The following is a 26,371-nucleotide window of genomic DNA, read 5'->3' as shown; positions in this document are numbered from 1 at the left end:
ATAATATGATATTTCCCCTTGAAATCTATTGTAAGGACTTCATTGCACTATGTCTATTTAACAGCAAATAATAAAACTCCATTTTAAAAAAATGGAGTTTTATTATTATTTGATTTTTACAATTATCTTTCCTTTTGCTCTTCCAGACTCTGAATATTCCATTGCTTTTTGAGTATCTTCAAAAGGAAAAATGCGATCGATTATAGGTTTGATTTGTCCAGATTCAATATACTTTGCAATTATACGTAATTGATCTCCGCTTGGTTTCATAAACAAAAACGAATATTGAGCATTATGCTTTTTTTCAAGTGCAGTAAGTTTTTTGCTTGCTAATGAAAATAAGAGTGTTTTGAAAAATCCTGAACCAAATTCTTTACCGAAGCGAGCATTCGGCATTCCTGAAACGGAAACAATGTTCCCTTCGCTTTTTATAATATCGAATGATTTTTCAAGTGTTGTACCGCCAAGTGTATCAAATACCGCATCATAATTTTTCAGTATATCTTCAAACTTTTCTTTTTTGTAATTAATAATTTCATCTGCGCCAAGAGACTTTACTAAATTTTCACCAGCTTCACTAGCAGTTGTTGCAACAGTGGAACCCATTATTTTTGCTAACTGAATTGCGAAAGTACCAACACCGCCGGATCCAGCGTGAATCAAAATCTTTTGTCCTTTTTGTAATTGCATGATGTCATGTAATGCTTGATATGATGTTAAGCCAACGAGTGGAATCGACGCCGCTTCCTCAAAAGTTAAATTTTTCGGTTTTAAGGCTATATCATCTTCATGAATGGCTATATATTCCGCAAAAGTACCGATCTTATCTTTTCTTGGACGTGCATATATTTCATCACCAACTTTAAATTGAGTCACCTTTGTTCCGGCTTTTACAATGACACCAGAAAAGTCATTACCAAGAATAAGGGGCATTTTATATTTAAGTAACAACTTCACTTTTCCATCGCGTATTTTAAAATCAATTGGGTTAATGCTAGCTGCATGAATTTCTGCGAGCACCTCATACTCATTTATTTCAGGGGTGGGCATCTCAGTCATACGCATTGGAACTTTCCCGTACTTATCAATCACCATTGCTCTCATTTCTTATACCTCCAAAGTTCAATAAAAGTTTTGCAGTAGCTTCTCAATATCTAATACAAGGTTTTTTAATAATCCTAATTTTGTACGTATGTCAATATAATAAAAGTTCTTTGTACCTTCTTTACGCATTAAAATAATACCAGCTTCTCGTAAAATCTTAAGGTGATGTGATACTGCTGGTCGAGAAAGGTGTGTTTGTTTCGTGATTTCTCCTACACGTAATCCGGTTTGACATTCCGTTTCCATGAGAACTAACAAAATAGCTTGACGAATTTCATCGCCAATTGCTAATAATACTTTTTGAGAATCAATAAAACCTTTTTTTATAACATTTAATTGCTCTTGTTTATTCATTTCAATCACTTTACCTCCAATAAGTAGTCGAAAGGTTTAAGATGATGAACCATTACATCGATACGGTAATGCTACATGAATGTTGTATGAGCTGCAATATTGAGAAAGAAAATCGAGACGAATCTATTTTTACGTATTGAAAATTATGGAGTAGTTATTATAGGGAATAGAAAATAATGGAGTTGAAAGGTAGAAAATGATTTAACAATACGATGTCTGCCGAGGATAAAGGGTAGCCATTTAACAATAAAATAAGCGGTCGTAACCTTGTATAATTTACAAGGTTACGACCGCTTATAATGTTTTTATTATTTTTGATGTCTATATCAGAGAATAGTTCAAAGTAAAGCCTTCTTTTTTATCCTTTCATACACACACAAATTAAGTGACTTGTAGATGTATGAAAGGATAAAAGTAATTTGGGGCGTAATCTATCTATATGATAATTTAAAATGAAATATAAGTCTATATCTTTGTTGTTTTTTTGATTATATTTATGTCACTGAGCTCAGAACAATGATGTGGAGGGGAAATATATGAAATCGAATTATATACCAGTTTTAATTGTTGGAGGAGGATTATCAGGATTAGCATCTGCTTTATTCCTTGCAAAACATAAAATTGATTATTTACTGATTGAAAGGCACCCGACTACTGCAATTCATCCAAAAGCAGGTGGAATCACTTTTCGTACGATGGAGTTATTTCGAGAATTAGGTTTAGAACAAAGAATTAAATCAGCGGGTAAAGCATTAGAAAATTGCCGAGGAAGACTAGCAGTTAATACAATAGCTGAGGTGGAAAAGGAAGAATTGGCAAAAATGAGGACCGCTCAGTATGGAAACGATGAAAAGTTACTTCAAAAAATAGAAGAGATTAGTCCATCAAAACAAACGGCTTGTTATCAAATTATTTTAGAAGAGATGATGTTACTAGAAGCGAAAACATTAGGTGGGCAACTATCTTATTATCATGAATTAGTTTCATTTGAACAAAAGGAAAACGGAGTAATAGCAACGATTCGAGATCGTGACACGGAAAAAGAGAGCGTTGTTCATTGTGACTATGTAATCGCAGCAGATGGAGCGAAAAGTAAAATACGTGAGCAGCTAGGGATAAGTACCGAGGGGCGAGGTACAATCGGTGGCTATTATATGAATATTTATTTTGAAGCTGATTTAAGTGAGTTTATACAAGGAGATGCATTTGGTTTTTCTATGGTACTTCATCCGGAGGTTCTTGGTGCGCTCATTCCAGTCGATAACGTAAGAAAATGGATTTATCATGTAGCTTATGATCCAATAAAAGGGGAACGATTAGAGGATTTCTCTATAGAACGCTGTAAACAAATTATTCAAACAGCAATTGGAAGTACAAATGTTGAACCAGAAATATTAAGTGTTTTACCGTGGGAAGCGAGTGAAAGTACAGCGGTAAAATTTCAAGATAATCGCACTTTTTTAGTTGGTGATTCTGCACATATTATGCCGCCAACAGGGGGATTTGGTTCAAATACAGGAATACAAGATGCGCATAATTTAGCTTGGAAATTAGCTGCTGTTATAAAAGGGAAAGCAAAGCCAAAATTGCTAGAAACATATCATGAAGAGAGATATCCAGTTGCAAAATTAACCACGGATTATGCGAGTAGTTTATTATTTCGTGCTGCGAATAGAGAGGTAGGCAGTTTGAATAATATGGACGGTTTAGCTGTAACTGCTGGGTATCAGTATTGTTCACAAGCGATTATAGATAAATGCACTATTCCACATAGAATGGATATCGTAGAGTTTAACGGAAGACCTGGCACGCGAGCACCACACTTTTGGGGAACGTATGATGGAAAAGAAGTTTCGATACTTGATTTATTAGGTAACGATTTTGTGTTATTTACTGGAGTAGAAAATAGTGCTTGGGCCAAAGGTGTACATGATGTTTCATCTAAGCTAAGAGTAAATATAAAAGTGTATCGCGTTGGTTTAAGTGGAGACTTTATTACTCAAGAAGATGTTTTTAATGAAATATATGGGATGGAGAATGGAGGAGCTGTATTAATTAGACCAGATGGCTTTATAGGATGGCGTTCGGAAAAAGAGGTAGTAAATCCAGATGTAGTGCTTGGAGAGGTAATGGATAATTTATTAGGTGACTTTTAAGTAACTACGGAAGTATTGTCCTATATGGGACAATACTTCTATTTTTTTAGCTTACAAAATAAAAATTATGTAGTGAAGAGACATTATTATTATAAAAATATATTTGAATTAATCCCCTTTCTTTTTGTTTTTATTAGAATTTTTTTAGTTTTTAGTTTTAAGTGTTGACTATTACTAGATTGGACCATTTTTTTATTGTATTATATTTCTTAGGGATTACATATTACGCTAGGGAGTGGGACTATTTGACTATTGAACCTCTTATTTTATCAATTAAAGAAGTATATGTATTAACTGGTATGTTTGACCGTGAAACTATGATTGGAATTGAGAACCCCTTTGAAAATTGGTCAGATGAAGAAATAGACAAAGAATTAGATGTAATGCACGAGAATTGGACAAACGAAGAACTGCTCATAATAAAAGAAGATGAAACATTATGCAACAAACAACTTTTAGAATATTTTCGCATTTGTTTAACTACAGGATTTGTTATTGAAGTACAGATAAGTAAAAACAACGCTTTAGAAAAAAACATTTTCTATTTTAGTGAAAAAAAAGTTATACAAAATGTAATAACAGATGATAACGGTGATAAACAATGTACATTTAAAGAATGCGGGACACCAGATGTAGCTTGGCAATTTATATATCAAGCATTACAGCCTAAAAATACTTTCTCTCGTCCAAATTATACATTTAAAATCCCTTCTTCTGCATATAAAGAAAACATTTTAAATCAATCAAACAAGCAATTAGTAGATTACTTGAAATTTTACTTAGATGATGAAGCTTCCTTAGAGTTAGCAAACATTATACATAATCGTGAAGAGTTAAATACTGTTCAAGTTCATTATTATATAAAGGACTCATGGTCTACAGACTGTATTCAGTTTTTATATAGTCAAAACCAATATTGGCTAATCCAAAAAGTTTTAGATAATGAGCAAACACAAACGAATTTTATTTGCCTTGATACCTTTACAATTACTGAAGAGATAAAGAAAATGGTACTTTATCTTAAATCATTAGGCGGTAAAACAAGGTGAGCGGTGAAATTAAGGTTACTCCTGACCAGTTAAGGAAACTGGCTTCTAATATAGAACAAACAGCTCATGAGCTATCTGAAACATATCAACGTATCAATCAGCAGTTATTTGATCTACCTTTCCAAATATCTGGAAGAGATGCTGTGTTAAATCAATCCCAATACGCAGGATCCATGTTAGCTACTATAACGACCGTTTTAAAAGAACATAGTGATTCATTAAGAAAAGCTGCTGATCGTTTTGAGAAGGCTGATCAACAAGAAGTTTCATTTGGAGAAGAAGCAATTGAGATAAATTGGTTTGCACCGTTTGGTGGCGATATTGGTGATTGGAAAGATAACCCTGCAGGGTCTTCATTTACTTTACTGGGTACCGTAACGGAAGGTGCAGCTGCCTACAAATTGGCATCTTTACATAATAAAGGCTTGCGTGTAACACCCTACACAGATAGAAAAGGAAAAGAAATGGTAAGATTTCAAAATCGCACCGTACTAAAGGATAAAAATGGACTTAATGTGATAAGGCGTACAAAATTACCTTTAGCCGAAGTAAAGCAAATAGACGATGTAAAAAGACATGTTTTATCACCAAAAGAAATTCTTAAAGATTCATTGAAATTAAAAACAAATGTTTTAGGCTATGCAGCTGTAGGATGGGATGTAATTAATGATACAAAGGAAAATATTGAAAATAAAGCGTCAAAAACTAAGATAGCTGGTGATATTATTGGTGATGCAGCAATCGGGGTTGGTACAACTGCTGTAAGTGCCTTTGCGGGAGCCAAAGCAGGTGCATTGGTTGGAACTTTTTTGGGAGGTCCAATCGGAACTGTTGCTGGAGCTTGTATTGGCTTTGGGGTTTCTATAGGAGCTAGTATAATAACAGATGGAATTAAGTTTAACAAAGGTGATTGGAATCATGATGGTAAACAGGATTCGATAAAAGATAGAGTTAAATCTGGAATCGGAGCAGCTTTAGATAAAATTTTTTAGTTTTTGGGAGATTAATATGGAAAAATACCACGGAAAAAGCACAGAACAAATTATTCGGAAATTGATGCCTGACAGTGTAAGGTCGAGTGTCGTTATGGTGTGGGTAGTTATTAATTTTATGATTTTAACCCCATTTTTATTTCCTCCAACCTTTACTATATACTTATATATAATTTTACCTTTTCTTTTGTCTGCTAATATATGGGGGGTATGGGTATTTTTTTGTAAACCAAATGAGCCAAGGTTGGTACACATTTTATATAATGGATTTATGGGAATAACTTTTTCTTTTGGAAGCTTTATAGTGATTCAAAAGCTTGCATATACTTTTATTAAAATTGAAACACCTCTGTTTTTTATTGTTACTTTTGTGCTTTACATTTTTACAATTTATAAATTGACTTCTATTGGAATGAAAAGTTTTTTAAAGCGATTAAACAATGAAGAAAATGGAAATATCAAAATTTCTCCAATTGTTTATTTTTCAGGATTGGGATATATTATTGGACAGATATGTATAGGTTCATTATCACAAAATGCTTTAGCGACGGTCTTAATTTTAGTCTTTTCTTTATTTGCTGTTGTGTTTAGTATATCCGGAGCGTATATATGTGTATATATCGATTTAAAGAAGCGGAAAGCCAAGCTAGGTTCCTTAAATTCTTAGTGAAAAACAATTAATAAGGAGGGGCCATGCAATGAATTCGCAACTTTTTCCTATAGGCTCTATTGTAATTTTAAAAGAAGGTACAAAGAAACTCATGATTTTCGGGCGGAAACAACAAGTAGAAACGGATGAGGTAAGGAAGTTCGATTATATGGGGTGTCCTTATCCAGAAGGCTATATGAATCCAGATTTCACATATTTATTTAACCATGATGATATTCAAGAAGTTGTTTCAACCGGATATGAAGATCAAGAAGAACGTACTTTTCAAGAAAATGTATTGTCTAAAATATAATAAGAAATAATGTAAAAAAACTGTTTAAATAAGCAGTTTTTTTATATTATTTCTTATTAGTGATGCAGCAAATGGAACCTTTATTGGAGTGGAATAAGCTTGGATGTTTTTATGGAAATTAGTATGTTCACTGATGGAATCAAATTTAACAAAGGTGATTGGAATCATGATGGCAAACAGGATTCGGTAAAAGATAGAGTTAAATCTGGAATCGGAACTGTATTAGATAAAATCTTTTAATTTTTGATGAGGTGCGTAATGGACAAATATAATGGCAACAACATAGATGATTGTATACGAATATTAATACCATTTAATATAAGGAATATTGTAGGCTTTGTATGGTTATTTATGAATTTTATGCTACTTATCATTCTATTCATATTTCTGCCGTACAATATATACTCTTACGCAGCTTTTCCATTTTATGTGATATGTAATCTATGGGGAATTTGGGTTTCTATTCATAAGCCTCGGCAGCCTCAATTGCAACATTTACTATATTCTGGATTTGTTGCTTTAAGTATTTCATTTTGTAGCTTCATAGCTGTGCAAAAGTTAGCTTACGAATTCGTAGAAATAGAGTCACCTTTATTTTTTACTCTATCGCTTATTGCATATAGTTTAATTGTTTATAAATCTGAATTATTCTGGATTAAATATTTTACAGCCCGCTTAAGGGGGACAACTGATCAAGATGTGAAAATTCCTAAAATTGTATATTTTTCGGGTTTAGGTTATATGATTGGTCAAGTTATTATTGGGATTTTGAGCCAAAAAGCTATGGCGATTGTGATAATCGTTATTTTTTCATTTATTTCAGTTGTTTTCCTAGCGCTAAGTACACATTTGTATTTTTACTTTGATTTCAAAAAACAATGTATTGCTTCAGGACATTTAAAAAAATTACATTCTCAAAAGAAGCCTAGATTGTCAAGGAAGGAAAGGAGACAATCCACGGCTGCTTCGGGACATGTAAATATACCCTATTCTCAAAAGAAACCTAAACTTACAAGAAAGGAGAAAAGACAATGAATTCGCAACTTTTTCCTATAGGTTCTATTGTAATTTTAAAAGAAGGTACAAAGAAACTCATGATTTTTGGGAGGAAACAACAAGTAGAAACGGATGAGGTAAGGAAGTTCGATTATATGGGGTGTCCTTATCCAGAAGGCTATATGAATCCAGATTTCACATATTTATTTAACCATGATGATATTCAAGAAGTTGTTTCAACAGGATATGAAGATCAAGAAGAACGTACTTTCCAAGAAAATGTATTGTCTAAAATATAATAAGAAATAATGTGAAAAAACTGTTTAAATAAGCAGTTTTTTTTACATTATTCCTTAATTCCAGTTTGGATGTTTCATTCCATGTAAACTAGTACCACCTGTGACGATAATTTGTGCACCTAAACCTTGTTGATAAGCATGTAAAGGAGTTTGCCAATTACCAGGATGGGAACCACCGAAAACGAAAATTGCATCACACTGTTGTGGTGTTGATTCTTTTAGGAAAGCGATTTCGGTTATTTCTTCAATTTGTTTTTTCGTAAGATGTGGGACTTCAGGATATTTAGGGATTACCATATGAAAACCTCCTATATAGTGAAATGTTAAATTCATCATATAGCGATGTTGTTTAGTGGAAAAAGGGAAGTTTTTCATTTGACAGTTCCCCTTTTATGATAACTCTCCTATAAACAAAAGTTCTCCTTCATCATAAAATCCATCTTCATCATGGATTATCTCTTGGAAATGCAATGTTTGGACACTGTTAGAAATTGATATTTTCCATTCATGCCCGAAGTCGGAAGCATTGGAGAGGGGAATCCATTTTTGAAATTCGTTATCTCTATTGAAAAAATTTTGAAAGTAGTCATCGTTTTTAAATATGATGATTTGTGAGTTCCATAAGCTTGCTATTTTGATCATAACAACGACTCGATATGTATTTGTATCGTTCGGTTTCATTGTCATTAATTGATTCGCTTGATTTAACAGGGTTTGAATGCACAATCGCTTTACTTTCCTAGGTGTTGTACTAGAATCGATAAAAGCTTGAGAGCCTGGTAAAGACATATGCCAGTATTCATCGTTATAGAAAGTAGACGGAAATGCTTTAGTAGAGTCTTCAATTCTTTTTATAAGAGTTTTTGTTTTTCGTTTCATTCCGCGTATTTTTTTTTCACGCATTGTTGATCATCTCCATAAATTTTTGCAAGGCAGCTGAGTGGAAAATATCTTTTCGAATAATAAAAGTAGTAGGAACCTTTCTAAAGTGATTTGGTAATGTATTTAAAGATAAACCATGTTCGTAATCTGGAATAATAGATTTCAGCATAATAGCCGTACCCATACCTGATTTTACACATGCAAGTATTGCTTCAATTGTTCCGAACTCTAGTATTCTTTTAGGTGAAATCCCTTCTTCTTGAAGCCAGTTTTCTAATAGTTTTCTGTAATAACAACCTTGACTAAAAGCGAGTAAATTCAGTTCTTCTATTGTTTTAAAGGAAGATAGAGGAGTCTTGCTAATGAGAACGAGTTCTTCTTCTCGAAATGAAAGTGTATGAAGTTCAGTATGCTGAATATTTCCAGCGATAAGAGCCCCGTCTAGTTTTCGCTCTAAAACGAGCTGAGTTAATTGGTCTGTCGTATTTGTTTCTAGAATCAATTCAACTTCTGGATACTTTTCATAATAGGTCGTTAATATAGGCGGGAGACGAACGGCTGTTGTCGATTCTGTACACCCGATTTTTAACGTGCCTTTTGGCTCGGTTCCGTTACTTTGGACAGCTTGAATGGATTGATCGATTAGATGGATGATTTGTTTTGCATATGTTAATAAAATTTCTCCGTTAGAAGTTAAAGTAACGCCTTTTCCATTTCGATAAAATAAAGGCACACCTAACTCAATTTCTAGTTGTTTTATACGCATCGTTACACCTGATTGTACATAGTTTAAGTTTTTAGCAGCATGAGATATATTTCCTACTGTCGCAACTTCGTAAAAAACCGTTAAATCTTTTATGTCCATTTATTATCACCCCGAAAAAGGTATCAATTTTTTTGATGGATTCTATTATTAACACTTATTTTACATGATATCAGAACCTTCATACAATGAAAGGGATATGGGGGAGATAACGTTGATAAGTGAAGAAAAAATTGAAAAGTACAGTAGTTCTAATAAATGGAGCATGTTAACTTTGGCAACGGTAGCACAGGCAAGTGCAACACTTATAACATATGGAGTAGGGGTACTCGCTTTATTTTGGAAACAGAAATATGTACTTTCGAATATGCAGGTTGGGTTGTTAATAAGTTCGGTAAATATTGGTCCGCTGTTTTGTATGCTTTTTGCCGGAAGGTTACTTGATCGATATAACGAAAGAATATTAATTGGAGCGAGCACTGTATTACTTGGCGGGGCGCTTTTACTTGCTCATATGGCAAGGGGCTTTATGGGGCTATTATTTGTCCTTCTTTTAATAGGAACTTTTTATAGCGTATCTCAGCCAGGGGGAAGTAAAGTAATCTTGAAATGGTTTCCGAAAGAAATGCGCGGATTAGCTATGGGAATACGGCAAGCTGGTATACCTATTGGCGGGGCATTAGCAGGAGTAACGATCCCTTTGCTTACAATTAAATTTAGTTTATCTTATACGATAAATGTTATTGCAACTATATGTATAATAGGCGGGTTATTGTTTTTCATATTTTATAAGGAATCGTACGTACGAGAACACACGAGCAAAGAAAATGTAAGTATTTCTTTGTGGATGCAGTTAAAAAAGGTAATATGTAAAAAAGAGCTGTATCCAATTTTTATTACAGGTATTTGCATGATTTCTTTACAAATGATATTAGTCGGACATTTTATAAAATTTTTAGTCATTGAAAAATCGATAACACCTATTGTAGCAGGGAAAGTATTTTCAGTTATGCTAGTTGCAGGAATGATTGGGCGAATTATATTAGCTACAATAAGTGATACATATTACAAAGGTGATCGTCGTACACCTTTATTAATAACTGTATGTATATCTTTTTGCTTAATTTTAGTTGTTGTAATGAGTATAAACACAATGACACTTGAGGCATTGTTTGTGATGAGCGGACTGCTAGGGTTCTTTGCGATCGGTTGGTTTAGTCTTTTTATGGTTGAAGTTGCTGAGTCTGCAAGTGAGGAATTGGTAGGCCTAACAGTGAGTTTTGCGCTTACACTTAATCAAATTGCTATTATCTTTGCACCTGCTTTGTTTGGTTATATAGTAGATGGAAAAGGCTACACATATGCATGGATGGGGATAGCTGCATTACTAAGCGTTTCAGCAGTGAGTTTATGTAAAAGTAAACGAATATTAAAAATGTAAATCTTTTATGAAGAAAATCTAAAGAAATGTCGTGGGAGTGACATTTCTTTTTTAATATGTTGTATAATCAAGTTATAAATGAGATTCGTTTTCATTAACGCTCATTTCCTCTTTTGAAATTACCTGTAATTTTAGCCATAATAAGCTGTTTTTCTTTTTCGTTACTTGCCCGATTTATTTTGTTTAAAAATTTTTCAGCATCATTTCCTTTTAAAATCATAATCTGTTTTCCGTAATATTAAATTAAATCTATATTGTTTTTTGTTACTCGATAATGAAACATCATATCATCTAAACGATTGCGCTTATCGGTCTTTTTCAAATTAACGCCTCCATTCTTGTTAATGTGTAACGAATGTTACATAAAAAATTAAAATTAAAGTTGGATGTATCCGATTGTAAGGTGGAAATTTTGTAAAAAAGAACTACAATAGAGAGTAGTTAAAATTTGAACGTTAGAAAAAGGAATCTAGTTTACTATGAGGAATAATAGAGTAGATAGATTATAAGATATTTAAAAACTAAAAGATATAGAATAGAATGGAAAAGTATAAAGTGAAACTAGATAAAAGAGGGTTCCCATATGTTTAAGAAATGGTTAATCGCTTTCTTTGTTTTTGCTATTTTTTGTGGGAGTGTCGCTGCACTCATACATGCAAATAAAGAAAAGAAATACAGTTTGAAGGCATTTTCAAATTTTGAGGATAAAGTTGGAAATGTTCAACCGAAAGTTGATGCGAATCAGCAAAAACGTTATGATATTGCAGCAACGAAACTCGATCAATATTTAAAAGATAAAGGATTTAACGGGACGGTTCTCGTAACGGATAAAAATAATGTGGTTTTACGAAAAGGCTACGGGTATGCGAATGTAAAAGATAAAGTTTTAACAACGCCAAGAACAAAATATCGCATCGGTTCCATAACGAAAACAGTAGTTGCAATATCTATATTACAGCTAAGAGAAAAAGGGAAATTGAATATTGAAGACAATGTAAATAAGTATATTCCATCGTTTCCAGCAGATAAAAACATTACGTTACGAAATTTGTTAACACATACGTCCGGGTTACCAGATCAGGGACAAGGTAGTGTTGATGCGGCATCACGTTTAAAGTTAGTAACGTGGATTGGAGCGCAAAAGTTGCAATTTCCTGCAGGGACAGGATGGAAATATACAGATTATAATTATATGGTGCTTGCGTATATTGTAGAAAAGATATCGAATAAACCGCTTGCTGAATATGTGAAAGAAAACATTTTTACTCCTGTTGAAATGAATGAATCTGGTATGGGTGCAACTCTCCCTGAAGATATTTTCTTAGCAGAAGGTTACACGAAAAAAGATAATGAGTTAATAGCTGCACCCCGCTTAAAAATGAACTGGCTGTATGGTTGTGGTGAAATGTATACGACCGTTGAAGATATGAAAAGATTAGATGAGGCTATTATGGATGGAAAGCTGATTTCTAAACAAAGCTTATCAGATATGTTTACAGTATCACCTGCGAGAAAATATGGATTTAGCTTCTATATTTACCCAGATTATTATCATAACCACGGTGTATTAGCTGGCTGGAACACTTTTAATAATTTTAACTGGGATAAAAGAACGTTTGTAATATTATTCTCTAACGTACAAAATGGTATGAATGATACATTTAATCAAGAGTTTAGGAAATTAGCGAATGATTTAATAGAAGGAAAATAATTATTTAAAAATCGGTATTGATATAAAATTATCAATACCGATTTTTTTATTTAGTGAACAAGCATGTATGAGAGGGGATTAGTATTAGAATAAATTTATGAAGGAAGTTAAATGATATGGATGTTAAATATAGGAAGTGTATTTTGTGAATGTCATCTATTTGTATTGAAATTATGTGATTATCATGCGGAAGAATAATTGGTAATTTTTACATTGATGAAAAAGCTTGAGCTTCACACTATGTTAAGCCTTACAGTATTGTAGACATGAACAGGAGGTTGAAAAATGAAAAAAATAGTAAAGTTTTGTTTAATAGCTACATTATCTACAACGATTATTAGTGGATGTTCTTTTGAAGGGAATAATGAAAATGCCAAAGGGAAAGAGAAAGAGGATAAAAAAGTAGAGGTACAGAAAAACGCTGGAAAATATACGATGCCGGATGAAAAAGATAAACATGAAGGTACATGGCTACAATGGCCTCATGAATACACATATGGTCAAGAGTATAAACAAGAAGTTGAACCTATTTGGATTAAGATGGCAAGTGCTTTAACTGAGGGTGAAAAAGTCCACATTGTTGCATATGATGAGGAAGAGAAAGAGCGAATCAATAAGCTTTTAATAGATAAAGGGCTGAATATGGATAAAGTTGATTTCTTTATCGCTCCTACTGATGATGTGTGGGCAAGAGATAGTGGACCGATTTTTGTTTATGACAATAATAAAAATCTGAAAATATTAGATCCAGCATTTAATGGTTGGGGAAAGAAAACGCCATATAAAAATGATGCCCGTATACGTGAGAATGTTAGTAAACAATTAGGGGTTGAAAGAATTGATTGGGGGAAGTTTGTCCTTGAAGGTGGCGCAATTGAATTAGACAGCAATGGGACTGCTTTATTAACTCGAAGCGCAGTAACGAATAAAAATAGAAATCCTGATTTATCAGAAGCGGAAATTGAAAAATATATAAGTGACCTTGGGGTGACAAACTTTATTTGGTTAGATGGAGTGCCTAATTTAGATATTACTGATTTTCATATTGATGGATTTGCTAAATTCCATGATCAATCTACAATCGTAACGATGGCAGAAGATGACTTGGCTGAATGGGGCTTGTCAAACAAAGATATGGATAAATTGTTAGATGCAAAAAATGCTTCAGGACAGAAATATAAGTACGAATACTTACCGCTTAGTAAAGATAAAGTTACTTTAGAAGGTGGAAAAACTCTAGATTATAAGGGGTCATATATCAATTATTATGTTGGGAATACAGTTATATTGGTGCCTAACTATAATGATCCAAATGACAAAATCGCAAACGATACGATTCAGAAATTATACCCGGATCGTAAAGTAGTGGGAATTGATGTGAGAGAGCTTTATAAAAATGGCGGAATGATCCATTGTGTGACACAGCAACAACCGATTCAATTGAAGTAATCGATTATAGTTTCGTTATGTTGCTTTATAGACAAAATAGGTGAAATGCTATCTTTACTTATTTTGTCTTGTTTTAACATCTGTAACAAGATAGTAATGTATAATTTTAATGTAACGATAATTAAATAAAAGTATATTGTCATTATTGTTTTATATGGAAAAGGAGAAAAATGTTTGTGTTAAAGAATTTTAAAAGAGTATTTTCGTTTTTCCCTATCGTTCTACAGTACATTATAAATGTAGCTTTGATCTGTTTGGGAATTGTTTTAAGTGTGTTTCTTATGAAAGAAGTCATTCAATTTATACAAGAACTTAAATTAAATAGTGAGGAATCTAGTTAACATTAAATTGATAGCATTGTCGTATTTTTTTTATATTTTGAATTCATCGTAATGATTATAAAGTATTTTCAAATGAACTTTCATTTTCCATTACGTTATTTTATATATATAGGTATTACGGCTATCGTTCGTCTAATTATTATAGACCATGATAGTCCAATGGATTCATTGATATATGCTTGCGCGATTCTTGTATTAATTAGTGCTTTATTCATTGCAAATTCTAAAATAATGCGTCGTGATTTAGAAGAGTGAACGTTTGTTGTTTAAATCAAAAAAGATGTTTTATCTTTTGGTAAAAAGGAGTAACAGTATTGAAAGAAATAATCTTAACCAGTTTTATAATAATAGGGTTTATGATTCTACTATTTAATTGTATACTTTCATAATTTAAAAGAATAAAAGGTTAATAAGGAAAGAGGTTTTTGTAAATATGGTTCATTACAATAATCAAAATAGTTTACATCAAATATTTACATTAAAGGGAACAGTGGTAAGAGATATTTTCCCGCAAATTTTATTATATATATGTATTTCAACGATAGTAACTGTGATTAATTATTATTATGTAGAAATAAAAATTAATCAAACTCCTTGGGTAATTGTTGGAGGGGCTTTAGGTCTACTGTTAGTTTTTCGTACTAACACTGCCTATGATAGGTATTGGGAAGGTAGAAAGTTATTTGGCACGGTTGGTGCTTGTACTAGAAATTTGGCAGTTAGTTTTTTATGTTATTGGGAGTCTGAAGGGAAAAAGACGGATCAGGAAAAATTAAAATTTTTACATTTGTTAATTGCTTTTCCAAAGATAGCGAAAGGACATTTGAGAGACGAAAAAGATTTATCCGAAATAAAAGCATTGTTTGATATTTGTTCTGAGAAGGAAAAAGAAATGTTGGCTGAGTCTATTCATTTACCGATTAGTATAGTTTTTATGTTAAAAACTATACTATCAAAAGGTTTGAAAACGGGTCAAATTCACCCAAATGCAATAATTAATATGGAAGCTGATTTGAATACTCTGCTTACGGCTGTGGGTGGATGTGATCGGATCAAAACAACGCCTATTCCTTTTGCATATTTTGCTCATATTAAAATTTTACTGCTCATATTTTGCGGGACTTTATCGATTGGTCTTGTTGATAGTCTTGGATGGTTTACAGTACTTGCAACTACGTTCATAAGTTTTGCATTTATAGGGATTGAAGCAATAGGGGTTGAAATTGAGGATCCATTTGGTCAGGATCCAAACGATCTTCCGCTAGAAGGGATTTGCATAGGGGTAGAAACACATTTAGTGAATTTATATAATCAAAACGCTCTATTAGAAGTAACGGATTTGAATCTTGATAAAAAAATCATCTAATCCGTCATTGTGTACGGCGATTAAAATTTAAAAATCTTGTCAAGAGTCAGTTTATGGCTTAACGACGGCTTTATATTTTTTATATAAATATATAATATTTCTCCGTGCTATAATCCATTCATGAAATGTGCACGTTTCAAAAATTGTAATGAAAAGAGAAATGAATTGGGGAATAGTTGACTTATTGAAAACAGTTATTCAATCATTATTAAAAAGCGAGGTAAGTAATATGGAACAAAAACATAGTGGCATTATTTTTACTGCAATACCAGATGAATCGAATGAATATTATCGACCATTTTATGAAGACATTATTTATTTTAATGAATACTTAAATGAAAATAAAGCATTTACCGATCAACTTATATCTTTATCTGTTGAAGAGCAAGACTTTCATACAAACTTTTTTGAGTATGATGATATTTGGCTAAGAGATGTTGCACCAGTTGTAACAAATCATCTAGTTAAATTCAAATATCAACCAAATTACTTACCGAAAGATCAAGGACGATATTTAGATCAACAATTTAATAAATGGTTGAAAAAGAACGACTTTGAATATGTGACATCTCCATTGATATTAGACGGTGGAAATCTTATTTGGAATAAAAAAGATACCGTTATATTAACGGAACGCATATTTGATGATAATTATGATTGGACGGAAGAAGAAATTATAGAGCAACTGGAATGGGATTTAGATGTGAGTCGGGTTATTATTATTCCTACTGAAGAGGGAGATGTACTTGCACACGCAGACGGGATGGTTAAATTTATTGATGAACATACAATGTTTATTAGTGATTTTTTAGGGGATCATGAATTTAGATATAAGGTTCAAGAGATTATTCAAGAGCAAATGCCAGAGGCTGAATTTATAGTTGTTCCTTCGTCATATACAGAGAAGGGTCAATACGATGAAGAGATAGCGTCAGCAAAAGGTTTATATATAAATATGTTAGAAACATGTGATACGCTTTACGTTCCTAAGTTTGGATTAGCTAAAGATGAGGAAGTTTTACGATATATTCAACAGCATACTGAGAAACAAGTTATTCAAAGTCATGTAGGAGAAATATCGACAATGGGAGGCGCCATGAATTGTTTAACGTGGTATTGTCCTAGTCATTTGTTACCTTCAAAAATGAAAAGGCTGAACGATCAGAATGAAGGTTCTTCAATCAGAAAAATATTTGATTGGTTTTAATAAATAAGCTTATATATAAGAAAATGTATTCAAGGGGTATTTATATGTATACAATTACTGAATTTTCACGGATTTGTAAAATGAGTACACGAATGTTAAGGCATTATGATAAAGAGGAAATATTGAAACCAGCATATGTGAATCCGGTAAATGGATATAGATATTATGAGCAAGGACAGCTTGAAATAGGGTTGAAAATTAAAAAGCTAAGGGAGTACAAGTTCCCTTTACCGAAAATTAAAATAATTCTTCAATCATCAGATCAAGATTCATTTATTAAACATATGCAATCACAAATTATAGAGTTGTCTCATGAGGTGAAACAAAATTTACAGGTTATTTCAGAAATGAATGAAATGGTAAATATGAATCATGCTTTAAATACTGCTTGTCATAGAAATTACGATATATTTATTGGAATGAGAAATGAAATAACAGTAATTGCTCAAAGACTGCAAATAAATATAGATGATATGGATGATTATTTTTATGACTTATATGAAAAAGTACAAAAGCATAACTTACAAATGGTTGGTTCGCCCTCTACGGTCTTTTATGATGAAGAGTATATTCCAAATGAAAGTGATGTTGAATTAAGGATTCCGGTCATGCATGGGAACAATAAAGATGTAGTACAAGAATATGAAATAAAAAAATTAAATCCACATCAAATCGTTACTACTATGCATTATGGAAGTTATGACTATATAGGCTACGCTTATATTGCGTTAGAAAAATGGATTGAAAGAAATGGTTATGTAATAGATGGTTCACCATATGAGGTCTACATAAAGGGACCTGAATGTGATTGTTTAGTAGAGGAGTATGTGACACAAATTTGTTTTTTAGTTATGAAAATAGACTGAGAATAAGGATTGACATTAACATTATGTCAATCCTTATTCTATTTATGTAAGTAATTCATCATAATAAAAAGGAGAAAGAATATGAAAAGAACAATCATGATTATTTGTCTGATTCTAAGTATGACATGGGTTTCAGCGTGTACTCCTGGAGTAGGAGAAGGGGAGAATGGTAGCTTCGTTCTACCAAATCAGTTGCCAAAAAATGTAGTGTTTAAAAATGGTACAATCTATACTTCAAATGACAAGCAAGACATTGTAGAGGCTGTAGCCGTTAAAGAAGGGAAAATTACATTTGTTGGTTCAAACAAAGATGTAGAAGGATTTATAAATGAAGATACGAAAGTGGTGGATTTACAAGGGCGTTTTATTCTTCCTGGTTTTGTGGACAATCACAATCATATATTTGAGGCGAAATCACCAGCAGCAGGGAATTGTAGTGTCTCGCCGGATGCTGCGCTGCAAGAACAACGCTCGTATTTAAAGGCTTGTAAAAAAGATGTGAAAGATGGCGAATGGATAAGCGGAACAGGATTTAGTTTGGAAGAGCTGTTAAAAGATATGGACGAAAAATCAGAACAACAAACTCCATTACAAGTTCTTGATGAGTTATTTCCTAATAACCCTGTATTAATTATGGAAAGAACTTCTCATTCTGTATGGGTTAACTCAAAAGCATTGGAAGTAGCGGGAATAAATAAAGAGACGAAAGATCCGCAAGGCGGAAGAATCATCCGGGATCCAGAAACAGGAGAACCTTTCGGGCTGCTGTATGATACAGCAGGGGATATCGTGATGGAAAAAGCATGGAATTCCCAGCCCAATCTCTTTGAAAAAAATTATGAAGGTTTGTTAGACGGTTTAGATGAGGTTGCGCAGAATGGTATTACTACAGTCGGCGATGGACGTCTTTATTGGAAACGAGGCTGGTTAGATGTTTGGAATAAAGTTAATGATGAGAAAAAGTTAACGTCGCGAGTAGTACTTCGTCCGTGGGTATATCCGAACTTAAATGAAGCAGAGCAAATGGAGTATTTCAAAAAAATTAAGCGTGATGATGTATCATCTCGAATGCTTATTAATCAAGTGAAGATGTATAGTGATGGAATTAGCATTAACAGCACAGCTAAAATACTAGAAAAATATAAATTTGAGTGGTTTAAAGGAACACCGTACGGTTTGAACTATATTCCAGAAGAAAAAATGAAGTGGTGGTTGAGTGAACTCAATAAAATTGGTTACGGTGCACTCATCCACACAATTGGAGATGGCGGAGTAAGAGAAAGTTTAAATGCAATTGAAGCAGCGAAAAAAGAAGGTGCAAATCAGCCTTATACGCTCACACATGTTGAGATGGTAGAAGATAGTGATATAAATCGTTTTGCTAAGTTAGGTATTAGCGCTGATTTCCAAGTAGGTCATGATTTTGCAGAAGATCCTAAACAAAGCTGGGCAAGTGCGTATTTTACAAATCAACAGATGAAACGAATTATGCCGTTAGGACGCATTTGGAAAACAGGAGCAAACGTATCACTTAGTAGTGATTGGGATGTAAATGAACTAAATCCACTTGTGACGATTTCGAATGCACTAAGTATTGATGAAAAGGGCTTGTCTGATGTATACGCAGCTATTGATGCATATACAATTAAGCCCGCCAAAGCATTAGGCCTTGATAATATTACTGGTTCAATTGAAGTAGGTAAATCAGCCGATATGGTATTGCTAAATGAAGATATTACTAAAATGAGTGTCGATAAGATTCCGAATGCGAAAGTTTTAGTGACGGTTTTACAAGGAGAAGTAGTGTATCACAAGGGAAAATAAAGAATCAGTTTATGAAGTAGTTAATATATTTCTGTTGACCTTAACACGATGTCAAAGTTTAGACTGAACTTACATTCGAAGAAGGGGTGAACATGTATGAGAAATATGGAAAATAGTTTGTTTTATATGCCAGCTGAGTGGGAAAAGCATGAGGGGACATGGCTCCAGTGGCCTCATGATAAAGCTCATAGAGGTGAAGGTTACAGAGCTAAGTTAGATGATATTTGGGTAACGATGGCAAAGGAGCTTCATTACGGAGAAATTGTGCATATTGTTATATATGATGAAGAAGAAAAAGTACATGTCCAATCGAAGTTAATTGAAGCGAAAGTGGATATGGATAAAATTGATTTCTTAGTTCAAGAGACGGATGATGTATGGATAAGAGATAACGGACCGATCTTTGTAAAAGATAAGGAAGGCAAGCTCTGCTTAACACAATGGATTTTTAATGGGTGGGGTGAGAAATATCCGTATGAAAATGATGCTGTTATTCCGGAAAAAATAAGTGAAATGTATAACATTCCAAAAGTTAATTCTAGTGTCTGTATAGAAGGTGGAGGAATAGAGATAAATGGAAATGGCACCTTAATGGCGGCAAAAACTTCTATTATAAATGAAAATCGAAATCCTACACTAAATCAGGAAGAGATTGAAATAGAGTTAACGAAGTATTTGGGAGTAACGAATTTTATATGGATAACTGGTATTCGCGGAGAGGATAATTATGATGAAGATACAGATTACCATATTGATGGGGCAGCGCGTTTTGTAAATGAAAATACAATTCTTTATGAATATGATCCTTTTGGGGAGAGTGAATCCTACCTTTTGGAGGCGTACGAAAAGCATTATCAAGAATTGAGACAAGCGAGAAATATAGATGGAAATCCATTTCAGCTCATCCCAGTACCGGTGACAAGAAAAGTGGTAAAAGAAGCAGACTGTAAGGGCTCGTATTTGAACTTTTATATTGGAAATGAAGTTGTATTAGTTCCTATATATGGTGATGAACATGATAAGTTAGGACTTCAAATCATTGAAGGGCAGTTTTCAGGAAGAAGAATTGTCGGTGTTTATGTAAATGAACTGTTTGCGTATGGTGGTATGATTCACTGTGTGACACAGCAACATTTAGCATAAAGTAACCGAAATGAAAAAAGCATGCAGATTCTATAATCTGCATGCTTTTTTCTATAATGCTGAAAACTCTTCAACAAGTTGGGTGAATCGATTTAATGCACTTTCAATCGGTTCTGGTGTAGTTAAATCAACGCCAGCTTTTTTCAGTAGGTTTAATGGATAGTCAGAACTTCCGCCTTTAAGGAATTCAATATAGTTTTTCTGAGCATTTGGATCACCGCTTAATAATTTATCGGCGATTTGAATGGCAGAAGCGAATCCAGTTGCGTATTTGTATACGTAAAATGGACGGTAGAAATGAGGGATTCTAGACCAGCCATATTTTACTTCTTCGTCAAATACGAGGGAGTCGCCATTATATTCTCTAAATAAGTTTTCGTAAATTTCACTAAAGACTTTGGCATTTAATGGTTTACCTTGTTCGGCCATTTCATGTGTGATTTTTTCAAATTCTGCAAACATGATTTGTGTAAAGAAAGTACCTTTAAAGCTATCGATAAAGTAGTTAATTAAATGATTACGTACGTTCGTTTCTTTTGCTTCTTTTAATAAATAATGAATTAATAGCACTTCATTTACTGTAGAAGCGACTTCTGCAACAAAGATAGTATAGTGTGCAGAAATTCTTGGTTGGTATCCGTGTGAGTAATGTGTATGCATGCCGTGTCCACATTCATGAGTAAGAGTGAAAAGGCTATTTAAATCATCATGATGATTTAAAAGAATGAAAGGATGAACACCGTATACACCAAAGTTATAAGCGCCAGAACGTTTTCCTGGTGTTTCTCTCACGTCTATATAGCGTTTATCTTTAAAGTTTTTTAATGTTTCGATATATTCTTTACCTAAAGGAGCTAGTGACGCGATCATTATATCAAACGCTTCGTCGTATGGAATGTCTTGTTTTACACCTTTTACTAAATCAACACTCAAGTCGTATTGTCGTAGTTCATCTACATTTAATTTTTCTTTTCTAAGTTCATTATACGTATGTAATGATTGAATGTTTTTTTTCGTTGTCTCAATTAAATTTTCATATACTTCTTTCGGAACCATGTCGCCAAATAATGATTTTTCTAAAGCTGATGGATATTTTCGTAGCTTTGAGACAGTAACATTGTTTTTAATAGCTGCGGACAAAGTAGAAGCGATAGAATTCTTTAATTGAACGTATGGTTTGTAATAAGCTTTATAGGCTTCTTCACGTTTCTCACGATTCTCATCTTCTATTAGCTTTGAATACATTCCACGTGTTAAGTTTACTTTTTCTCCATCATCAGTAGTCACTTCACCAAAAATTATATCTGCATTATTTAACATGCCAAATGTATGCTGCGGGGAGGAGAGTGCTTCACCCATTTGTGATAAAATCTCTTCTTGGTCTTTATTCAAAACGTGTTTTTTATAACGGTATAGCTCAAATAAGTCTTCTTTATAATAGTGTAAGCCTTCTATTTCTTCTATGTAAGAATGTAATGTGTTTTCATCTACACTAAGTAAGAATGGGGAAAAGAAAGATTTAGCCGCACTTACTTTCACGTGTAATTGTGATACTTTATCGACAAGGGATTGAGCGTCAGTATCGCGTGTATCAAGATCGGATTGTAATCGTGCATAAGCGAACATTAAAGATATTATGCTAGATATTTCTTCACTCTTTGTTAAATAAGCTAATAAACTATTGCCATCGTGAATATTTCCATTAAACTTGTGTAATTCATTCGTTAATACTTCAATTTTATGAAAATCGCTTTCCCAATCTTCAATTGTATGATAAATATCCGTTAAATCCCATTTTTCTTTATCAGCTACTTGTAGTCGATCTTTAAGTTCAGTCATAATCATTTCCTTTCTAAATATGTAGTTATATTCCTATATAACTATGAAATACAACAAATTGCAAAAAATCCCTGCTGGAAAATAAAAAGCCTTGCCGAGAATGGCGAGGCTTTAAAAGTTATAATGTAATGCCGAACGTTGAATGAAGGAGGTTTGTATATTGCTCTTTTGTAATTGTTTCTTTTGTTTTATTTCTATTTTTCGTTACTGTAAGGTTATCTTTTGTTAATGATGCGTGCCCGTCATGAGTAAGTTTTACAACAAGAGGTACTTTGTTAAATGGTGAACCTTCATGTTCAACAATAATTTTTTGTGCTGCATTTGCTTTCGTTTCATCCACTTCTTCCAAGTAAAATGCATAACCTACTGTCCAATCATCAGTAGAAGATTGATCTAGAAACTCATTGCTTTTACGCATTTCTAAAATATAATTACCTTTTTCAGTCGTTTCTTTACGAATACGATAGTCGCCTGTTACAGAATGAACGATCTCACCTGAGAAAGGAACAGGGGAAAGGGGTAAATATGATCCGAAACCTACTTCAATTAAGTAAAGTTCATTATGATGTTGTAAAACAGTTGCGATATGCCCTGAATCTACAGCCCATATAGAATTTGCAGCGTTATAAACTGTTCCTGAAACGAGATGGACATCGAATTTAGAGTCTTTAAGGAAGTAATACATAGCCGGATTCAATTCATAACAAAGGCCGCCACGGTTGTTTATTAAAATTTTTTCTTTTAGATTTTCTTTTGATATTTCTTTAAAGTTGTTTTCGAGAATATTTAAGTTTTCAAAAGGGACAGTTTGTGCCATTGCGTACATAATGTTAGGTAAATCTTCAAATGAAACTTTGTGTTTTTCTTCTATATTTAATCTTGCGAAAAATTGTTTTTGAAAGTCGGTCATAGAAATCCCTCCGGTATGCTTTTATAGATAAATTGTAAACAATTTTGAATCCGATGTGAATTTTAAACTATATGGGGTACTTGTGGAATAGTTGAATTCATATTTTGAAAAATAATGTGAGAGATTAAAAGATTGTTACTTTACTAACTGTAGAACGAATATTATAATAACTTTAACAAATTATGCAAACGTTTTCTTGAAGGGGATGGTGTAAATATGTTGAAAAGGATTACGGTAGTCTGTTTATTGTTTACTTTACTTTTTCCTAATATATATGAGGGAAATAAGGCGGAAGCAGCAACAGTGAACAATGGAACATTAATGCAGTATTTTGAGTGGTACGCTCCGAATGATGGGAATCATTGGAATCGTTTGCGCTCCGATGCTGAAAGTTTAGCTCATAAAGGAATCACATCTGTATGGATACCACCTGCATATAAGGGGACTTCGCAAAATGATGTAGGGTATGGGGCCTATGATTTATATGATTTAGGGGAGTTCAATCAAAAAGGAACGGTGCGGACGAAATATGGGACGAAAGCACAGTTGAAATCTGCAATTGACGCATTACATAAGCAAAACATCGACGTATACGGTGATGTAGTTATGAATCATAAAGGTGGGGCTGATTATACTGAAACCGTAACAGCTGTTGAGGTAGACCGTAACAATCGAAATATTGAAGTATCAGGTGATTATCAAATTAGTGCATGGACGGGGTTTAATTTTCCAGGTCGCGGAGATGCTTATTCTAATTTCAAATGGAAATGGTATCATTTTGACGGAACGGATTGGGATGAAGGAAGGAAATTAAATCGAATTTATAAATTTAGGGGTGTAGATAAAGCGTGGGATTGGGAAGTGTCTAGCGAAAATGGAAATTATGATTATTTGATGTATGCAGATCTTGATTTTGATCATCCTGATGTTGCGAATGAGATGAAAAATTGGGGAACATGGTATGCGAATGAATTAAATTTAGATGGCTTTCGTTTGGACGCTGTTAAACATATTGATCATGAATATTTACGCGATTGGGTAAATCATGCCAGACAGCAAACGGGGAAAGAAATGTTTACAGTAGCTGAATATTGGCAAAATGATGTTCAGGCTTTAAACAATTATTTAGCGAAAGTCAATTATAATCAATCTGTGTTTGATGCACCGCTTCATTACAATTTTCATTATGCTTCAACAGGAAATGGGAATTATGATATGAGAAATATTTTAAATGGAACAGTAATGAAAAATCACCCTGCACTCGCAGTTACTCTCGTTGAGAATCATGATTCTCAGCCTGGGCAGTCATTGGAATCTGTAGTAAGTCCGTGGTTTAAGCCGCTGGCATATGCATTTATTTTAACTCGTGCAGAGGGCTATCCTTCAGTTTTCTATGGTGATTACTATGGGACAAGCGGAAATAGTAGTTATGAAATTCCAGCGTTAAAAGGTAAAATTGATCCAATTTTGACGGCACGAAAAAACTTTGCATATGGTACGCAGCGTGATTATTTAGACCATCCAGATGTGATTGGCTGGACAAGAGAAGGCGATGGTGTACATGCTAATTCTGGTTTAGCGACATTACTCTCGGACGGACCAGGAGGATCAAAGTGGATGGATGTTGGAAAGAATAACGCTGGGGAAGTATGGTACGATATTACGGGTAATCAAACAAATACTGTAACAATTAATAAGGACGGATGGGGGCAGTTCTATGTAAGTGGAGGCTCAGTTTCCATATATGTTCAGCAGTAAATTGGTGATGAAAAGAAGAGGTAGACTGAAATATAAGTTTCCTCTTCTTTTTACATTGTTATCATTCCTAAATCTTTATTTTAATAAATGAACTAGTCGACTTTTGAAACAACAAGAGATGCATTGGAATAAATAATGTCACCCGTGGCTTCTCTTATTCGTACTCGAAGGACATCTCCTTGGTTTAAAGGTAATAGATCAGTTCTAGCGGATGTAGTTCTTACCCCAGAACCACCACCAACTCGTGTTTCAATGGCGAATTGAATGGAATCATTTATTGTAAGGTTTAATATACTAGACGAAATAGCTTGTATCACAAATACAATTGAAAAAGATACAGAGTACACACCAGTGGTATCAATTGTAATGGAGTTGTCTACTGGGGTTAGAGTAGTTCCACTAACAGGTCCTGGAATTGTCAAATTAACATTTGTATTAACTACTGCTGAAAAACCGATACCTACTTCAGAAGTTATTGTTCCAAATACCGGGAGAATTCCTAAACCGGTCGCTCCAGTGGGACCGGTTATTCCAATTCCAGTAGCGCCGGTAGGACCAGTTATTCCGATTCCAGTAATTCCTGTAACACCAGTAGGACCAGTTATTCCAATTCCAGTAGGTCCTATAATCCCAGTGGGACCAGTTATTCCAATTCCAGTAAAACCTGTCGCACCGGTAGGTCCTGTGATTCCAGTAGGTCGGTTGGGAATGTAAATGGTGGAATTGGTGGGAGTGTGGGGCCAATTAAATTTGGTTCAAGAGCAGGTCCATGTAAAATAATATTTTCTTTGCTCATATAGTAACCTCCTATGATTGCTTGTCATAATTATTAAATGTATTAGGGAAAGTAAATGACATTCGCAATAGCGGAGGCGCTTATTTAATTATTCTACAACGAAATTAAAGTTGCTACTTTAAAATTGGATACGATAAAAACCGTACTGTGATTGCTATAGAAC

Annotated in this window: 22 protein-coding genes and 5 pseudogenes; 18 read left to right on the top strand and 9 right to left on the bottom strand. The window is 33.6% G+C overall.

All coding sequences use genetic code 11. From position 1 onward, the window contains the following. Nucleotides 1–105: 105 nt before the first annotated feature. Both NSQ08_RS15925 and NSQ08_RS15920 read right to left on the bottom strand, forming a co-directional pair. A complete protein-coding gene (locus NSQ08_RS15925; RefSeq protein WP_340776755.1) occupies nt 106–1,104 on the bottom strand; it encodes an NADP-dependent oxidoreductase in 999 nt (332 codons plus the stop codon). 18 nt (nt 1,105–1,122) lie between these two features. Next, entirely contained in the window at nt 1,123–1,467 is a 345-nt protein-coding gene (locus tag NSQ08_RS15920; protein ID WP_340776753.1) for an ArsR/SmtB family transcription factor, read from the bottom strand. Between the two features lie 527 nt (nt 1,468–1,994). On the opposite strand from NSQ08_RS15920, the gene NSQ08_RS15915 reads away from it, so the two are divergent. The 8 genes and pseudogenes from NSQ08_RS15915 (at nt 1,995) to NSQ08_RS15880 (ending at nt 7,912) form a co-directional block, all read left to right on the top strand. Further along, a complete protein-coding gene (locus NSQ08_RS15915; protein ID WP_340776750.1) occupies nt 1,995–3,614 on the top strand; it encodes an FAD-dependent oxidoreductase in 1,620 nt (539 codons plus the stop codon). Between the two features lie 245 nt (nt 3,615–3,859). Next, nucleotides 3,860–4,663, top strand: coding sequence for a hypothetical protein (locus tag NSQ08_RS15910; protein ID WP_215590028.1), 804 nt, complete (start codon nt 3,860–3,862; stop codon nt 4,661–4,663). Then, nucleotides 4,660–5,655 carry a WXG100 family type VII secretion target gene (locus NSQ08_RS15905; RefSeq protein WP_340776744.1) on the top strand — a complete coding sequence of 332 codons (996 nt, stop codon included), beginning with the start codon at nt 4,660–4,662 and terminating at the stop codon, nt 5,653–5,655. The genes NSQ08_RS15910 and NSQ08_RS15905 overlap by 4 nt, the downstream gene beginning before the upstream one ends. 16 nt (nt 5,656–5,671) lie before the next feature. Continuing rightward, a complete protein-coding gene (locus NSQ08_RS15900; protein ID WP_215590026.1) occupies nt 5,672–6,322 on the top strand; it encodes a hypothetical protein in 651 nt (216 codons plus the stop codon). A gap of 31 nt (nt 6,323–6,353) precedes the next feature. Beyond that, entirely contained in the window at nt 6,354–6,617 is a 264-nt protein-coding gene (locus NSQ08_RS15895) for a DUF4176 domain-containing protein (RefSeq protein ID WP_001088077.1), read from the top strand. Between the two features lie 120 nt (nt 6,618–6,737). After that, nucleotides 6,738–6,857 (top strand): annotated as a pseudogene (locus NSQ08_RS15890) (type VII secretion protein); the annotation flags it as partial. Between the two features lie 18 nt (nt 6,858–6,875). Further along, entirely contained in the window at nt 6,876–7,652 is a 777-nt protein-coding gene (locus NSQ08_RS15885) for a hypothetical protein (protein ID WP_340776737.1), read from the top strand. Continuing rightward, nucleotides 7,649–7,912 carry a DUF4176 domain-containing protein gene (locus NSQ08_RS15880; protein WP_001088077.1) on the top strand — a complete coding sequence of 88 codons (264 nt, stop codon included), beginning with the start codon at nt 7,649–7,651 and terminating at the stop codon, nt 7,910–7,912. The genes NSQ08_RS15885 and NSQ08_RS15880 overlap by 4 nt, the downstream gene beginning before the upstream one ends. A gap of 57 nt (nt 7,913–7,969) precedes the next feature. On the opposite strand, the pseudogene NSQ08_RS15875 reads toward NSQ08_RS15880, so the two are convergent. The 3 genes and pseudogenes from NSQ08_RS15875 to NSQ08_RS15865 all read right to left on the bottom strand — a co-directional run. Further along, nucleotides 7,970–8,209 (bottom strand): annotated as a pseudogene (locus NSQ08_RS15875) (hypothetical protein); the annotation flags it as partial. 93 nt (nt 8,210–8,302) lie between these two features. After that, nucleotides 8,303–8,815, bottom strand: a complete 513-nt coding sequence (locus NSQ08_RS15870) for a DUF3916 domain-containing protein (protein WP_002142635.1) — start codon at nt 8,813–8,815, stop codon at nt 8,303–8,305. Continuing rightward, a complete protein-coding gene (locus NSQ08_RS15865; RefSeq protein ID WP_002033425.1) occupies nt 8,808–9,659 on the bottom strand; it encodes a LysR family transcriptional regulator in 852 nt (283 codons plus the stop codon). The genes NSQ08_RS15870 and NSQ08_RS15865 overlap by 8 nt, the downstream gene beginning before the upstream one ends. Before the next feature lie 112 nt (nt 9,660–9,771). On the opposite strand from NSQ08_RS15865, the gene NSQ08_RS15860 reads away from it, so the two are divergent. After that, nucleotides 9,772–10,998: an MFS transporter gene (locus NSQ08_RS15860; protein WP_340776732.1), complete on the top strand. Its 1,227-nt coding sequence runs from the start codon at nt 9,772–9,774 to the stop codon at nt 10,996–10,998. Between the two features lie 94 nt (nt 10,999–11,092). Here NSQ08_RS15860 and NSQ08_RS15855 read toward each other — a convergent pair. Continuing rightward, nucleotides 11,093–11,320 (bottom strand): annotated as a pseudogene (locus tag NSQ08_RS15855) (hypothetical protein). Between the two features lie 261 nt (nt 11,321–11,581). Between NSQ08_RS15855 and NSQ08_RS15850 the strand changes: the two are divergent. The 8 genes and pseudogenes from NSQ08_RS15850 (at nt 11,582) to NSQ08_RS15815 (ending at nt 20,905) form a co-directional block, all read left to right on the top strand. Then, nucleotides 11,582–12,709, top strand: coding sequence for a serine hydrolase domain-containing protein (locus NSQ08_RS15850; protein ID WP_002014186.1), 1,128 nt, complete (start codon nt 11,582–11,584; stop codon nt 12,707–12,709). A gap of 285 nt (nt 12,710–12,994) precedes the next feature. Beyond that, complete coding sequence (locus tag NSQ08_RS15845; protein WP_002033430.1) at nt 12,995–14,158, top strand: agmatine deiminase family protein; 1,164 nt, start codon at nt 12,995–12,997, stop codon at nt 14,156–14,158. 176 nt (nt 14,159–14,334) lie between these two features. Next, nucleotides 14,335–14,754, top strand: a pseudogene (gene psiE, locus NSQ08_RS15840) (phosphate-starvation-inducible protein PsiE). Between the two features lie 178 nt (nt 14,755–14,932). Next, the gene (locus NSQ08_RS15835) at nt 14,933–15,865 is read left to right on the top strand and encodes a bestrophin family protein (RefSeq protein ID WP_002033432.1); all 933 of its coding nucleotides are present in this window, start codon (nt 14,933–14,935) and stop codon (nt 15,863–15,865) included. Between the two features lie 229 nt (nt 15,866–16,094). Next, nucleotides 16,095–17,072, top strand: coding sequence for an agmatine deiminase family protein (locus NSQ08_RS15830; protein WP_016100897.1), 978 nt, complete (start codon nt 16,095–16,097; stop codon nt 17,070–17,072). A 44-nt stretch (nt 17,073–17,116) separates the two neighbouring features. Further along, the gene (locus tag NSQ08_RS15825; RefSeq protein ID WP_033709334.1) at nt 17,117–17,938 is read left to right on the top strand and encodes a MerR family transcriptional regulator; all 822 of its coding nucleotides are present in this window, start codon (nt 17,117–17,119) and stop codon (nt 17,936–17,938) included. Between the two features lie 81 nt (nt 17,939–18,019). Beyond that, nucleotides 18,020–19,762 carry an amidohydrolase gene (locus NSQ08_RS15820; protein WP_256491645.1) on the top strand — a complete coding sequence of 581 codons (1,743 nt, stop codon included), beginning with the start codon at nt 18,020–18,022 and terminating at the stop codon, nt 19,760–19,762. 96 nt (nt 19,763–19,858) lie between these two features. Continuing rightward, nucleotides 19,859–20,905, top strand: a complete 1,047-nt coding sequence (locus NSQ08_RS15815; protein WP_340776722.1) for an agmatine deiminase family protein — start codon at nt 19,859–19,861, stop codon at nt 20,903–20,905. 51 nt (nt 20,906–20,956) lie between these two features. On the opposite strand, the gene pepF is transcribed toward NSQ08_RS15815, so the two are convergent. Both pepF and NSQ08_RS15805 read right to left on the bottom strand, forming a co-directional pair. After that, complete coding sequence (gene pepF / locus NSQ08_RS15810; protein WP_012261345.1) at nt 20,957–22,744, bottom strand: oligoendopeptidase F; 1,788 nt, start codon at nt 22,742–22,744, stop codon at nt 20,957–20,959. Nucleotides 22,745–22,862: 118 nt separating this feature from the next. Further along, nucleotides 22,863–23,654, bottom strand: a complete 792-nt coding sequence (locus NSQ08_RS15805; protein WP_340776717.1) for an arylamine N-acetyltransferase family protein — start codon at nt 23,652–23,654, stop codon at nt 22,863–22,865. A 216-nt stretch (nt 23,655–23,870) separates the two neighbouring features. On the opposite strand from NSQ08_RS15805, the gene amyS reads away from it, so the two are divergent. Continuing rightward, nucleotides 23,871–25,412 (top strand): alpha-amylase, encoded by a 1,542-nt coding sequence (amyS, locus tag NSQ08_RS15800; RefSeq protein ID WP_012261344.1) that lies wholly within the window; start codon nt 23,871–23,873, stop codon nt 25,410–25,412. A gap of 92 nt (nt 25,413–25,504) precedes the next feature. Here amyS and NSQ08_RS15795 read toward each other — a convergent pair. Next, nucleotides 25,505–26,208 (bottom strand): annotated as a pseudogene (locus tag NSQ08_RS15795) (exosporium leader peptide-containing protein). Nucleotides 26,209–26,371 lie beyond the last annotated feature (163 nt).

The sequence above is a fragment of the Bacillus sp. FSL E2-8887 genome (genome assembly GCF_038007205.1).
GTDB lineage: Bacteria > Bacillota > Bacilli > Bacillales > Bacillaceae_G > Bacillus_A > Bacillus_A mycoides.
The sequence above is the reverse complement of the archived record's forward strand: the minus strand, read 5'-3'. Positions and strand labels throughout refer to the sequence as shown.